This window comes from Actinoalloteichus fjordicus, from assembly GCF_001941625.1.
Taxonomy (GTDB): Bacteria; Actinomycetota; Actinomycetes; order Mycobacteriales; family Pseudonocardiaceae; genus Actinoalloteichus_A; species Actinoalloteichus_A fjordicus.
The window spans coordinates 5,893,201-5,906,357 of the sequence record NZ_CP016076.1 but is presented as its reverse complement, the minus strand read 5'-3'; the positions used below and the strand labels follow the sequence as shown (position 1 = coordinate 5,906,357).

15 protein-coding genes are annotated in these 13,157 nt (G+C 70.9%); 4 read left to right on the top strand and 11 right to left on the bottom strand.

The features are described from left to right. Window positions 1-328 precede the first annotated feature (328 nt). From cobS to UA74_RS25165, 3 genes are all read right to left on the bottom strand, one after another. Window positions 329-1,078 (bottom strand): adenosylcobinamide-GDP ribazoletransferase, encoded by a 750-nt coding sequence (gene cobS / locus UA74_RS25175; RefSeq protein ID WP_075765610.1) that lies wholly within the window; start codon window positions 1,076-1,078, stop codon window positions 329-331. 217 nt (window positions 1,079-1,295) lie between these two features. After that, the gene (gene cobT, locus UA74_RS25170; RefSeq protein WP_075742455.1) at window positions 1,296-2,369 is read right to left on the bottom strand and encodes a nicotinate-nucleotide--dimethylbenzimidazole phosphoribosyltransferase; all 1,074 of its coding nucleotides are present in this window, start codon (window positions 2,367-2,369) and stop codon (window positions 1,296-1,298) included. 23 nt (window positions 2,370-2,392) lie between these two features. Next, a complete protein-coding gene (locus UA74_RS25165) occupies window positions 2,393-3,037 on the bottom strand; it encodes a bifunctional adenosylcobinamide kinase/adenosylcobinamide-phosphate guanylyltransferase (protein WP_318533267.1) in 645 nt (214 codons plus the stop codon). Between the two features lie 50 nt (window positions 3,038-3,087). Here UA74_RS25165 and UA74_RS25160 point away from each other — a divergent pair, with 50 nt between their 5' ends. Then, window positions 3,088-3,288 (top strand): hypothetical protein, encoded by a 201-nt coding sequence (locus UA74_RS25160; RefSeq protein ID WP_075742453.1) that lies wholly within the window; start codon window positions 3,088-3,090, stop codon window positions 3,286-3,288. A 386-nt stretch (window positions 3,289-3,674) separates the two neighbouring features. Here UA74_RS25160 and UA74_RS25155 read toward each other — a convergent pair whose 3' ends face one another. Beyond that, the gene (locus UA74_RS25155) at window positions 3,675-4,658 is read right to left on the bottom strand and encodes an aldo/keto reductase family protein (RefSeq protein WP_075742452.1); all 984 of its coding nucleotides are present in this window, start codon (window positions 4,656-4,658) and stop codon (window positions 3,675-3,677) included. 55 nt (window positions 4,659-4,713) lie between these two features. Continuing rightward, the gene (locus UA74_RS25150; RefSeq protein WP_075742451.1) at window positions 4,714-5,370 is read right to left on the bottom strand and encodes a DUF3043 domain-containing protein; all 657 of its coding nucleotides are present in this window, start codon (window positions 5,368-5,370) and stop codon (window positions 4,714-4,716) included. 339 nt (window positions 5,371-5,709) lie between these two features. Here UA74_RS25150 and UA74_RS25145 point away from each other — a divergent pair, with 339 nt between their 5' ends. Continuing rightward, window positions 5,710-6,837, top strand: coding sequence for a glycerate kinase family protein (locus UA74_RS25145; RefSeq protein WP_075744212.1), 1,128 nt, complete (start codon window positions 5,710-5,712; stop codon window positions 6,835-6,837). 147 nt (window positions 6,838-6,984) lie between these two features. Continuing rightward, window positions 6,985-7,356, top strand: coding sequence for a HesB/IscA family protein (locus tag UA74_RS25140; RefSeq protein WP_075742450.1), 372 nt, complete (start codon window positions 6,985-6,987; stop codon window positions 7,354-7,356). Window positions 7,357-7,715: 359 nt separating this feature from the next. Here UA74_RS25140 and UA74_RS25135 read toward each other — a convergent pair whose 3' ends face one another. Continuing rightward, on the bottom strand, window positions 7,716-7,922 hold the full coding sequence (locus UA74_RS25135) for a hypothetical protein (protein WP_075742449.1): 207 nt from the start codon (window positions 7,920-7,922) through the stop codon (window positions 7,716-7,718). Between the two features lie 230 nt (window positions 7,923-8,152). Between UA74_RS25135 and UA74_RS25130 the strand changes: the two genes are divergently transcribed. Next, window positions 8,153-9,088, top strand: a complete 936-nt coding sequence (locus UA74_RS25130; protein WP_075742448.1) for a carbohydrate kinase family protein — start codon at window positions 8,153-8,155, stop codon at window positions 9,086-9,088. A gap of 106 nt (window positions 9,089-9,194) precedes the next feature. On the opposite strand, the gene UA74_RS25125 is transcribed toward UA74_RS25130, so the two are convergent. The 5 genes from UA74_RS25125 to UA74_RS25105 all read right to left on the bottom strand — a co-directional run bounded on the left by UA74_RS25125 (window position 9,195) and on the right by UA74_RS25105 (window position 13,148). Beyond that, a complete protein-coding gene (locus tag UA74_RS25125) occupies window positions 9,195-9,989 on the bottom strand; it encodes an ESX secretion-associated protein EspG (protein ID WP_075742447.1) in 795 nt (264 codons plus the stop codon). After that, window positions 9,986-11,374, bottom strand: a complete 1,389-nt coding sequence (locus UA74_RS25120; RefSeq protein WP_157434439.1) for a hypothetical protein — start codon at window positions 11,372-11,374, stop codon at window positions 9,986-9,988. The genes UA74_RS25125 and UA74_RS25120 overlap by 4 nt, the downstream gene beginning before the upstream one ends. Before the next feature lie 20 nt (window positions 11,375-11,394). Continuing rightward, the gene (locus UA74_RS25115; RefSeq protein ID WP_075742445.1) at window positions 11,395-12,021 is read right to left on the bottom strand and encodes a DUF3558 domain-containing protein; all 627 of its coding nucleotides are present in this window, start codon (window positions 12,019-12,021) and stop codon (window positions 11,395-11,397) included. Then, window positions 12,021-12,440: a hypothetical protein gene (locus tag UA74_RS25110; protein ID WP_075742444.1), complete on the bottom strand. Its 420-nt coding sequence runs from the start codon at window positions 12,438-12,440 to the stop codon at window positions 12,021-12,023. The genes UA74_RS25115 and UA74_RS25110 overlap by 1 nt, the downstream gene beginning before the upstream one ends. 162 nt (window positions 12,441-12,602) lie before the next feature. After that, complete coding sequence (locus UA74_RS25105) at window positions 12,603-13,148, bottom strand: hypothetical protein (protein ID WP_157434438.1); 546 nt, start codon at window positions 13,146-13,148, stop codon at window positions 12,603-12,605. Between the last annotated feature and the right edge of the window lie 9 nt (window positions 13,149-13,157).

Genomic DNA, 13,157 nt, shown 5'->3' with positions numbered 1-13,157 from the left:
CGGCACTCGTCATCGGGGGATGCGCCGTGCGGCCAGCCTCCCCAGCCGCGCGCAGGCCGGGGCGGACACCTCGATCCGAGACGGCGTCGCCGAACGCCCTCGGCAGCCGTGTGTTCCGCGAGCACGTCAGGGCCGCAGGTCCGGACGACGCGCAGCCGGGGATGCTCATACGTGCTGACGTGCTGACGTGCTGACGTGCTGACGTGCTGACGTGCTGACGTGCTGACGTGCTGACGTGCTGACGTGCTGACGTGCTGACGTGCTGACGTGCTGACGTGCTGACGTGCTGACGTGCTGACGTGCTGACGTGACTGTCGCCGGCCAGCGTTCAGTGCGCGGCGGCTGCGGCGACCAGGACGATGGTCACGGCCGTCTCGCAGGCCGCGCCGAGGACGTCTCCGGTCATGCCGCCGAAGCGTCGAGTGGTGTGTCGAGAGAGGACGGCCACCGCGCCGAAGGCGGCAGGCACGCCGATCCCCAGTACCCACGGGTTCTGCGGTGCCGTCGCGACGGCCGCGATCAGGAGCACTGCCCACCAGCCGAGCCCGACCGACCGGCGTTGGCTGCCCGCCACCAGCGCGCCGAGTCCGTCGGGCCGGGCCGCAGGCACCCCGCGTCGCGCACACCAGACGAAACCCGCTCGCCCGGCCGCGAGCGCCACCGGGAGGACGTACCAGGCGCCCGCCTCGGCCAGCGCCGCGAGAGAGGTCGCCTGCACGCCGAGCAGGATGACGAGGGTGACGACCGCGAACGGGCCTGCGCCGCCGTCCCGCATCACCGCCAGCGCGCGCTCCCGCGAGCCGTAACAGCCGAGTCCGTCGGCGGTGTCGGCGAGACCGTCCAGATGCATCCCCCGCGTGGCCAATGAGAGGAAGCCCACGGTGAGCAGGCCCGTGGCCGCCGAGGGGACCCCGATCACGGTGAGGCCGAGCAGCACACCTGCGCCGAACAGCCCGAGCAGCGCGCCCACCAGCGGCGCCAGCATGATCGCCTGTCGCGCCGCGCGGGCGTCGACGACCCTGGTCGGCACCGGCAGCACGGTGAGCCAGCTCAGTGCCAGTCGAACGCCGTCTCCCATGTCGCCGCCTCCCCGCCCTCGATGTCGTCGTCTCGGATCTCGTCGTCGCGTGGCGAGACGAGTGCACGCGGCCGGGACGGTGTCGACGAGGCGGATCGGCGTCGCGCCTCCCCAACGGACGGCGGCCGTCCGGCGATGCGGTTCATCGGACGAGGCCGCCCACGGAGCACGGAGCACGGAACGTCGACGGCCGTCGGGCCGCCGGGAGCGCCTGCGGTCAGACCGGCTCCGTGCTGGTCACCCCGGCCTCCTCGAAGGTGGCCATCTCGGTGAGGACGCGCGTCGCCAGCGTCAGCAGCGGCAGCGCTGCCAGGGCGCCAGAGCCCTCGCCCAGCCGCATTCCCAGGTCGAGCAGCGGGTTCAGGTCGAGCTGATCCAGGACCAGGGTGTGCGCCGGTTCCGCGGAGCGGTGCGCCGCCACCCACCAGCGGCGGGCGCCCGGCGCCAGCTCCTCGGCGATCAACGCCGCCGCGCCGACGATCAGCCCGTCGAGCAGCACCGGCGTGCGGCGGACGGCCGCCTGGGCGAGGAAGCCGCTGATCGCCGCCAGATCGGCGCCGCCTGCGACCCGCAGCAGCGCAAGCGGGTCGCCCGCGACCGGCCGTGCGCGGCGCAGGGCGTCGCGGATCGCCACGGTCTTGCGCATCCAGCCCGCGTCGTCGATGCCGGTGCCCCGCCCGACGACGGCCACCGGCTCGGTGTCGGTCAGGGCGGCGATCAGCACCGAGGCCGGGGTGGTGTTGCCGATGCCCATGTCTCCGGCGATCAGCAGATCCGCGCCGCCGTCGATCTCCTCGTCCGCGATCGCCCGGCCCGCCGCCACGGCTGCGGCCGTCTCCGCCTCGGTGAGCGCGTCCTCTCGGTTGACGGCCCCGGAGCCGCGCCGGATCTTGTGCGTCGCGATCAGCTCCGGGGTGTCGCCCGCCACCGCGATGTCGACCACTCGGACGGTGGCGCCCGCGTTGGTCGCCGCCACGTTGACCGCGGCCCCGCCGGTGAGGAAGTTCGCCACCATCTGCCCGGTGACCTCGCTCGGGTAGGCCGAGACGCCCTCGGCGGCCACGCCGTGATCGCCCGCGAACACCACCACCCTGGGCCGGGTGAACGGCCGGGGCGGACAGGCTCCCTGGCAGGACGCGATCCACACGCCGAGTTCCTCCAGCCGCCCCAGCGAACCGGCGGGCTTGGTGAGCTGCGCGTGCCGCGCCACCGCCTGCCTGCGGGCCTGCTCGTCGGGTGGAGTGATCGCGGGGAACGTGGCCTGGGGTCCGTCGGCGTCTACCGTGCTCACGTCGTGGCCTTTCGTCGGGTTCGTCACCGCAGCCGCAGCGGCAGCCCTGCGACGAGTAGACACACCTCGTCGCAGGCCTCGGCCAGCCGTGCGTTGAGCGCGCCGAGTTCGTCTCGGAAGAGCCTGCCAGAACGGGTCGAGGGAACGACACCCAGGCCGACCTCGGCGGAGACGAGGACGAGCCGCCCGTCATGGCGGGCGACCGCCGCCACCAGCGCGTCCTGCTGGGCGCGGGCCGCCGCCGCACCGGTCGTCGAGGAGGTCCAGACGTCGTGGTCGTCGAACAGGCCGGTCAGCCAGGTGGCCAGGTCGTCGACCAGCACCGGGTCCCCGGTGGAGCGCAGCTCGGCGAGCTGCCGGGGCAGATCGGCGCCGATGGTCACCTCCACGGTCCGCCACCGCCCGGGTCGGCGCCGCTCATGGGCGGCGATCCGCGTGGTCCAGTCCTCGTCGGCCGGGTCGCGGCGGCCGGTCGCCAGGTAGACGGCGGGCCCGTCGGCGGGCAGCAGTCCCTCGGCATGCGCCGACTTCCCGGAGCGGGCGCCGCCGAGGACGAGGGTGCGGGGGCCGGTCGTCGGATTCGGCGGAGTGGTCATGGCGTCCCTTGTCACGGCGCGGTATCGGATGTTTCCTGGTCGGCCGGACGGCCGGTCTGTCAGGCTGGTCATGGTGGGGTGGTGGCGAACGCCAGGATCCCCGATGACGACGAGGAGTGCCGATGGCCTATCACTGGCGTTATCAGGACGGGGTCGGTCGCGAGGTGTCCGGACCGGACATCGCCTTCGCCGAGCAGACCGCCGCCGAGCGATGGTTCGAGGACCAGTGGCCGGAACTGGCCGAGGCAGGCGTCGAACAGGTGACCCTGCTGCACAACGGCGCCGAGGTCTACGGCCCGATGAGCCTGCGCCCGGAGGCCTGATCCGCTCCGTCGGGTCCTCCAGCGGCCGGGCGGCGTCGTCTCCCGGTCCGACGGCGGACGCGACCGCGTCAGGGCGGGGCCGGACACTGTGGACGATCCGGGTCGGCGACAGTGTCCGAGACCGGCCGTGCCGTGACGCGTGCCGGTGCGACGCGGTCTCGGAATCGACCGACGGCCGCGGTCGTCTCGTCGACGCACGGCGACATCCGTGCCGGGCACCGTCTCGCACGTGGTCATCGGCGATCGGCTCGTCGGCAGCGACGTCGGCGTGGCCCGCATCGGCCGGCACCCGCCCGGCCGCGCGTGACGCCGATCCCCACCTCCGGACCGGGCGTCCCGCCGAGCGCCCAGGGGGCGGCCTGAGCGGGACGCCCGATCCGACCCGCTCAGGGGGAGACGGTGAGCAGCGGGTCGCTCTCCACGACGTCGCCGAGGATCGAATCGATCTTGTCGAGCACGTCCTGGTCCAGCTTCACGCCCGCGGCCTTGACGTTCTCCGTCACCTGCTCGGGACGCGAGGCGCCGATGATCGCCGAGGCGACGTTCTGGTTCTGCAGCACCCAGGCCACCGCGAGCTGGGCCATGGACAGCCCGAGGTCGGATGCCACCGGCTTGAGCTGCTGCACCCGCTCCAACACGTCGTCCCGCATGAAGCGGGAGATCATCTTGCCGCCCGCCTCGTCGGTGGCCCGCGAGCCTGCAGGCGGCTGCCCGCCCGGCAGGTACTTGCCGGTCAGGACGCCCTGGGCGATCGGAGACCAGACGATCTGGCTGATGCCCTCGCGCTCACAGGTCGGCACCACCTGCGGCTCGATGACCCGCCACAACGCCGAGTACTGCGGCTGGTTGGAGATGAACGGAACCTTCAGCTCCCTGGCGAGTTGTGCGCCCTGAGCGATCTGCTCCGCCGTCCACTCGGACACGCCGACGTAGAGGATCTTGCCTTGGCGGACCAGGTCGGAGAAGGCCAGGAAGGTCTCCTCCAGCGGAACCGTCCGGTCGAACCGGTGTGCCTGGTAGAGGTCGACGTAGTCGGTCTGGAGTCGCTCCAGCGACGCGTTGCAGGACTCGATGATGTGCTTACGGCCGAGGCCCCGGTCGTTCGGGCCCTGACCGGTCGGCCAGTAGACCTTGGTGAAGATCTCCAGGCTCTGCCTGCGCTTACCCGCGAGGGCGCGGCCCAGCACCGACTCGGCCTTGGTGCCCGCGTAGACGTCCGCGGTGTCGAAGGTGGTGATGCCCGCGTCGATGGCGGCCTCCACGCACGCCTTCGCCTGTTCCTCCTCCACCTGCGAGCCGTGGGTGAGCCAGTTGCCGTACGAGATCTCACTGATGGACAGGCCGCTGCGGCCTAGACGACGGAACTCCATGCGAACGATCCTAAGGGTCGTTTGCCGTGGTAACGATCGATGTGACGCGGATCGGTCAGCGCTTGCCGGACCACAGCTTCGGCGCGTCGGTGTAGGTCACCCTGGGCCGAGGCACCCGCAGCTTGCGGATCTGCGTGGCACGGGTGAAGCAGTACCAGCCGATGCCGAAGCCCTTGTCCTTCGCCTCGGGGAACTTCGCCCGGACCCGCTTGGTGACCATCCGACCGAGCATGACGCCCTCGAAGATCATCGTGATCAGCATCAGCGAGGTCGCCAGGCTGGCGTACTGCTGGACGGCCGCCGACGGCAGCAGGATGGCCACGAACACCATGATCGCCAGGGGCATGAACAGGCCCATGATGTTGCGGCGCGAGTCGACCAGATCGCGGATGTAGGCCCGCACCGGTCCCCGGTCGCGCGGCAGCAGATACCGGTCGTCGCCGGACATCATCCGCTCACGTCGTTCGGCGCCCGCCTTACGGCGGTCCTCCTTGGTGCCCCGCATCCGCTGGACGGCCTCGCGCTGATTCTTCGGCGCGGACACCGGCCCTCGGCGCTTGCCCTCGGCCTCGCGGCGAGAGGGCGTCGGGCGGCCCTTGGCGGGGGTGTAGCTCTTGGGTCGTGTCTCCGCCGCCGTGTCCTGCGCGGTCGCCACCGACTCAGTGGCGTCGGTCGACACGGTGTCACTCGTATTGCGGCGAAGGAACCTCACGCCCCCAGAGTAAAGGAGGCCGATCCCGCCTCGTGGGCGCGGCAGGAATGCGACCGGTCGAAGGCTCGTCATGACGCGGGTCCGGCCCGCGCATCACGGGTCTCGTCGACCCGGCCCCGGGCCTGATCGACGGGTCGTCGGCACGCACCGGACGTCGGTCCGCCGAGGGGCAGGCGCGCTCCTGCGACGACGGCAGGCGGGTCCGGGTCCGTTCCCACTCGTTCGGTTCCCGGCTCGCCCGGCCAGGGTGACGCGGCGGGCAGATCGGCCCGAACGGGCCGACCGAGTCTTCTCCGACGCCGCCGGGGAAGCGCCGGATGCTCACTAGGCTCTGTGACCATGCGAATCCTGGTGGCACCTGACTGTTTCGGGGGCACGTTGACGGCACGCGAGGCGGCGGAGGCCATCGCGGCGGGCTGGCGACGCGGCGCACCCGGCGACGACATCGTGATCCGGCCGCTGGCCGACGGCGGACCCGGCTTCGTGGAGGTCCTGGCCGTCGCCCTGGGCGGCACCGTGCACCGGTCCGTCGTGACCGGGCCGCTCGGTGAGCCGGTGACGGCCGAGTGGCTGGAGGTTCCCGACGAGGGCGGCGGGACCGCCTATCTCGAGGCCGCGCAGGCCTGCGGGCTGCATCTGGTCGCCCAGCGCGACCCGGCCTCGGCGCTCCGGGCCACCAGCCGGGGAGTCGGCGAGCTGATCGCGGCGGCGCGGGACGCCGGGGTGCGTCGCGTGGTGATCGGTCTCGGCGGATCGGCGAGCACCGACGGCGGAGCCGGGATGCTCGCCGCCCTCGGCGCGGCTCCCGTCGACGTCGCCGGGCGGTCGCTGACCGACGGCGGTGCCGCGCTGCGGGACTGCGCGGGCCTGAACGGCGAGATCGAGCTGGGCGGTCTCACCCTGGTCGCCGCCTCCGACGTGGAGCACCCGCTGCTCGGGGAGCACGGTGCCGCCCACGTCTTCGGTCCGCAGAAGGGCGCCGACGTGGCGGCCGTCGCCGCGCTGGACGCGGCCCTCACCGTCTGGGCGGACGTCCTGGCCTCGGCGACCGGTCGTGACGTGCGTGACGTGCCCTCGGCGGGTGCGGCGGGCGGACTCGGCGCGGGCCTGCTCGCGGTCGGGGCGGACGTCGAGTCCGGTGCCGAGCTGGTGCGGCGGCTCACTGGCCTCGACGACGCGCTGAACGCCACGGACCTGGCGGTGACCGGGGAGGGCAGTTTCGACTGGCAGTCACTGCGGGGGAAGCTCGTCACGGCCGTGGCCAGGGGCGCGGCCGAGCGCGGCCTGCCGTGTCTGGTGCTCGCGGGCCAGGTGTCCGTCGGGCGTCGCGAGGCCGCCGCCGCCGGGGTGGAGAACTCCTATGCGGTGGCCGAGCACGCGGGTTCGGTGGATTCCGCCTTCGCCGATCCGGCGGGCACGCTCACCGCATTGGCCGCCGACGTCGCCCGTCAGTGGAGCAGCGGCTGACAGGGGCTACCGTCGAGGGTGCGCCGCACGGTGCGGACTCGGCCTACCAGGGCTCGGGGTCGTATCGGACGGGGTAGTCGGGAATATCCCGGTGCCTGCTCGTGTTACTCGAGTCGGTACGGGCAAGTTTGGACCTTGAGGAGAGCCATGACCGCCCAGGACATTGGGATCGACGTGCAGACTGACGCGCCGACGCACGGCGTCAAGCTCAGCGACGCCGCCGCCGCGAAGGCCAAGGCGCTGCTCGACCAGGAGGGCCGCGACGACATGCACCTGCGGATCGCGGTGCAGCCCGGCGGCTGCGCGGGACTCCGCTACCAGCTCTTCTTCGACGAGCGTTCGCTCGACGGCGACGCCCGCGTGGACTTCAACGGCCTCGGTGTCGTCGTCGACCGCATGAGCGCGCCCTACGTCCAGGACGCGGTGATCGACTTCGTGGACACGATCGAGAAGCAGGGATTCACCATCGACAACCCGAACGCGGGCGGCTCCTGCGCCTGCGGCGACTCGTTCCACTGACTCGCTCTCTTCGCCCCGACCGGCGGGCCCCGATTCGGAGCCTTGCCGGTGGGGACGTCCCGGGTCGGGGCACGCCTGACCGGTAAAAACCGGAGGGCGTCCCCCGGCCGGGCGTGTGGGTCGCGGCCACCGCCGAGTCAGGTGGGGCAGCCGGGTCACACGGGGCTGTAGCGCCTCGTCAGGCGGGCGATGCGGACGTGCTTTCCGGGTTCTGCCTGCTGCGGTGGTCTCCTTGGCGGCCTAGGGGCACCCGAGGACGGGCCGTGTCCCGCAGCGACGGTTTCGTGTGGGTGGGACGGGCCGCAGATCGGGCCTGTGCCGGCCTGCGGCTCAGCAGACCCGGCCAGGCGAGACGGGACTCAGGTGCCGTAGTCCTCGAGTCCGCCGAGCTGCTCGCGGCAGGCCCGGTCGATGTGCCAGTCCGGGGATCGCGGGGCGGTCACCGAGGGCCGGGCACGCTCGGCGGTGAACCGGGCGGGCAGCGCCCGGCAGTCGCGAATGAGCTGGGGCAGTGAGTCAGGCTCGGTGGAGTCTGGCCTCGTGGCGTCGAGCTCGATGCGGTGCATGTCTTCGACGGTAGGTCCGTCTGACGCTGCCCGCACCCCTACCAGCCGGTATTCTTCCTCGCTTCGGCTTCGAGACCGATCGGCTCGTCTCATGGCAAGGTTGTCCTTCCTCGACGTGTCTTTCGGGCCCGGTGCGTCGAGGTGACTGGTCGGGGTGGGCTCGAAAGGACGAGCGAGGTGTGCAGGACGTGCCTGTTGCTGTGACGGGAAGCATTGCTACGGACCATCTGATGCACTTTCCCGGGAAGTTCTCCGAGCAGCTCCTCAGCGAGCAGCTCGACCGGGTGTCATTAAGCTTCCTCGTCGACGACCTGGTCATCAGGCGTGGCGGGATCGCCGCCAACATCGCCTTCGGCATGGGCGTCCTGGGAACCCGGCCGCTGCTGGTCGGCGCGGTGGGCGCCGACTTCGCCGACTACCGATCGTGGCTGGAGCGTCACGGCGTGGACTGCACCGGGGTGCACGTCTCGGAGTTGGCGCACACCGCCCGCTTCGTCTGCACCACCGACGAGGACATGTGCCAGATCGCCTCGTTCTACGCAGGCGCGATGTCCGAGGCACGCAACATCGAACTCGCCCCGGTCGCCGAGCGCGCAGGCGGCTTGGAACTGGTGCTGATCAGCCCGAACGACCCCGAGGCCATGGTCAGGCACACGCGGGAATGCCGTCAGCGCGGTCTGCCCTTCGCGGCCGATCCGTCACAGCAGCTCGCCAGGATGGACGGCGAGCAGGTGCGTGACCTGATCGACGACGCCCGCTACCTGTTCTCCAACGACTACGAGTGGGGCCTGCTGCTCCAGAAGTCCGGCTGGACCGAGCAGGAGGTCCTCTCCCGCGTCGAGATGCGGGTCACCACGCTCGGTGAGAAGGGCGTGGAGATCGTCGGTCGGGACATCGAGCCGTTGCAGGTCGCGGCCGTGCCCGAGACGGCGAAGGTCGACCCGACCGGGGTGGGCGACGGATTCCGGGCGGGGTTCCTGGCGGCCCGCTCCGCCGGCCTGGGCCTGGAGCGGTCAGCCCAGCTCGGCTCGCTGATCGCCGTCCACATCCTGGAGACGGTCGGCACACAGGAATGGACGCTGGACCCGGACGCGGCCCTCGCCCGCGCCGACGCCGCCTACGGTCCGGCGGCCGCTGCGGACCTCGCGGCGATCGTGCGGCGCTGAAGTGGTGTCTCGCCGGAGTTCGTCTATCGCTGAAGTCCGTGCGTCGCCGAGGTTCGTGCGGTGCTGAGTTCGTGCAGTGCTGGGCCGGGCGGACGGGACGCGAGGATCACCCTCGTGTCTCGTCGATCAGCTCGTGTAGCGCTCCGATGATCTTGGTGTTGTCGGCCGGGGTGACCGTGATCCAACGGTCCCCCGGCCTGCCCTTGCCGACTTGGAGGTAGCGGCCCTTCGCGGTGTCGTGAAAGGACAGGCTCCTGGACGCGTGCCGGGGCGTCCCGTCGCGGTCGGCGGCCAGTACGGTGAACTGGCCCTGTTGGCGGGGAGTATCCGACATTCCCGCAAGCGCCCTGGCCTCGTCCGCTCGAACCCCAGACTCGATGAGCACTTCGGCCAGGACCTGTGGGTTTCCCTTGGCGGCTCGTCCCGCCGCGAGAAGATCCTCGGCCCGAACGCTGACCGACTCGCCAGTGCCCGCCTGCACTTCGCCGATCGCTCCGACCGTCTCGGGCACCACGCGGTAGTCCGCGAGGCGGCGTAGGGTGATCTGGTCGCCGTCCCTGTCTGCGATCACACCCATTGCACGCCCGACCGCCCCGAGAGTGTGTCGGAGCCTGCCTGTCGCGGTCGCCGTGTGCCCGACGATGGTCCAGTCGTGGCGTCGAAGCAGGATGAGGGCCTCGGTGAGTTCGGTGACCAGGCTGATCGTGTCGGCCAGCTGCCTGCGGATCAGCTCGATGTGCGTCTGATCGATCAGCCGTCGGCGTTCCTCCCACGTCACCCCGGGACTAACACCGAGGTTCAACCCGACCGGTGCCTCACCGAGACCGAGCAGATCCCAGCACACGTCGAACTCGGTCGTCGACAGTGTGATCGTGGTGGGCGGGCAGCTGGTCGTGCTCATCGCGGCGGATCTTCGCCGAAGACGGCCGGGGCGACCTTGGGCAGGTCGTCGAGCCCGAAGATCTCATTGCTGGGTGCCGCGTATCGGTCGGTGTGTTCGACGTCCTCCTCGCCAGAGCCCGCCTGGCCTCCCGGCCCCACACCGCCCGCCAGGCCGGGCTGGCCTGACAGCGGAGCCCGCCCGGCTGTCGCCGCCGTGCCTGCCGAACCGGGAACGCCGCCGATTCCGGTGACTCCGCCGGGAGCACCGGAGGAGCCTGCGAGACCACCGGAGCCGGGCGCGCCACCGAAGGTGCCACCGGGGAGACCGCGAACGCCGGGACCGGCGCCGGACAGCCGGCCGGTGGACCCGCCCTGAGCGCCGCTGGAACCGCCTGAGCCGCTGGAACCGGCCCCGGAGAGGCCGGCGTCGCCGCGACCGCCTGCGCCGCGAGATCCCGGCCCGCCCGTCCTCCCGTCGCCCGGCGGACCGGGCAGTGGTGGGAGCGGGCCGGGGCCGATCGGGCCGGGTGGAGCGGGCTTGAGCGGGCTGCGGGGCTGTTCCGGTGGCCTCGGGTCGCCGCCGCCGTGACCTGCGTCCCTGATCGGTGGTGCTGGCGTAGGCCGGTGCGGGCCGGGCGAGATCGGTTGTCCACCGCCACCGCCACCGGAGCCAGAGCCGCCGCCGATTCCTGACGGTGGGGACTGGTAGTCGGGCGGCTGCGGGGAGTAGCTGCTCGGGCCGGTGCCGGGGGGACCAGAGAGGCTGCCGCCACCGGACGGCAGAGACACATCCTGACTCGGGCTGGACAGGATGCTGGCACTCACCTGTTGCGCCGCGATCACGGGCGGCTCACCCAGGACGGCCATTCCACGATGCGCGTCGCGGAACTGGCTTTCGTACTCATAGAGCGCGCGATTCGCCTCGGCATCGCGCGCCCGGTTCTCCGCCAGCGTGCCGGTGAGATCGGACTCGACGCCGAACGGCCCGCCGTAGATGTCCAGGAACGCGTCGCCGATCCCATAGTCGCCGAGTTCCTTGGCGGGCTGGATGCGATGGCGGGTGCTCGCGAAGCCGTCCCCGGTGGCTTCGACCTGCCTGCCGGACAGCTGTTGTTCGACGCCGCTGTCCCCGCTCCATACTGCGGCGGCGGCCCCGGCGGCGGCCAGGTTGTCGGCCGCCGAGCCCTGCCATTCACTGCCCACCGAGCGAAAGGCGGCTCGCAGATTCGCGTCGGAGTCCTGAACTCGTTCCGCCATCCGCCGAAGGGTGGCGTTCACCTCGCCTGCGGCCTGCGGCCCGACGTCCTCCTGCATCCACTGGTACTTCTGTGCCAGTGAGTATCCTTCGTAGCGGTGGTGATTGATGGGCATTCCTTCGGAGAAGGAAACGCGTTCCCCGCTCATGTACGCCCCCCTTGGCGGTGTCAGTTTCCGTGCAGTGCGACGAGTGTCTCGGTGGCCATGGTGGCGGCTGCGGTGGCGCGTTCGCAGTGGTATTCGGGGGGGCCCATCTCCTCGCCCCCGTCGAACTGGATGCTGAGTGTCTGTCCTTCTGCGACGCTGACGTCGACGAAGCAGCCGCGCATGTCGGTGGGTCGTCGGTTCTGTACGGCGGGGAAGCCGGCGATGTCGATGATCTCGGTGTCCAGGTTCAGGTTCGGTGCCAGGAGAACCTCGGCACCCTCGCCCGGCTTCAGTTTCACCTGAATTCCATAGTACGGGGGGCCGGTGCTGTGGTCGAGGCTGCAGGTGGGTTCGTGGGGGTCGGCTGATCGGTTGGGTCGTGGTTCTCGGTCGATGCCTTGTTCGAGGAGGCCGTCTTCGGTGTTGAGGGTGCAGGGGTCGATGCCGGTGAGGTCGATCTCCTGGGGGCGGTCGGCGAGTTCGGCCGCGCCGGGGACCGAGGACTCGCCGCCGCTTCCGGGCAGGCCGGAGGTCGGTTGTTCCTCGGTTGTCGTGGTGGCTTGGCCGGTCGATGTGGTGGTGCAGCCGGTGAGAAGGGCTGCCGCCGTGAGTAGGGCGACGGCTGTGGTGTGGGTGCGGTGGGCCATCAGAGGTCGTCTCCGGTGGGTCGCAGTGCTGCGGTGATCTCGTCCTCGGTGTAGCCGTAGCCTCGGGCGGCCTCGGCGCACTGCTGGGCGGCGGCATCCAGGTGGTTGGCGTGTTGCATGGTGAGATTCCAGTAAGAGCGTTCCCCATCGACGAGGACCTCGGTGATGGCGGCGGCGCCCTCATAGGAGGTGGGATCGCCGCCCATCGGCTCCATCCGCAGACCCTCTTGGACGTTGCGCAGCATGTCCTTGAGTTCGTCGGCTTCCTGTCGTAGTGCCGCCGCGATGCGCAGGACGTTGTCCGGGTCGACCTCGAAGGAGACTCCGGCTGCGGGCGGTGGCGTGGTGGGTGGTCTGGCCGTGTGGACGGCCTGATCGACACGTGCCTCGATCTGGCGGCGGAGGTCGCTCCAGTTCATCCCGTCTCCCCGTGTGTGCCCGGTGCAGCTCTCCCAATCGATCAAGCTAGCAGCCGGGCCGAGGCGGATCAGTCGGATCACCCAGATCGGCCGGACCTCACCTGGACGGCCCAACCACAGCTGCCACGAACGACCTGGGCACCGGGAAGCGAACGGCGGTCATCAACCCGACGGCGGCGACAGCGCCGCCGAATCCTCGATATCCGGCAGCAAGGACTCCGCCTCCGTCAGGTAATCCAGCAGGCGGGCCAGCTGTGTCTCGCTGAAGCGAATGGTCATCTCCCCGGTGCCCAGTGTGGTGGAGACGGCCATTCGTCCCCAGATGCGGCCGATGGCAAGCCGCACCGGTGTCGGTCCCGTCTCGTGGGGCTGATCCCAATGCTGGAATTCGTCGTCTTCGAGGCCGATCAGCAGATCGGTCACGTCCTGTCGATTCAGCCGCATGGCGAAGGAACCGACGCATCCCGGTCGCAGGATCAGGGCAGTGCCACACGGGGTCAGCACCAGCTTCGACGTGCACGGGCCGAGTTGGATGTCGGCGCCGAAGAACAGTCGTTGGAAGGGCGCACTCTCCTCCTCTGTCGGGTGCACGCTCGACGGCATCGCCCCGGTCGGGTCGCCCGCGTGGAGTCCTTGATTCATCACGTTCTCTTTCCTCGTGGTGAAGGTAGCCGCCAATCTAACGAGGATAAGTCCATTTGAAATCACTCGATATGG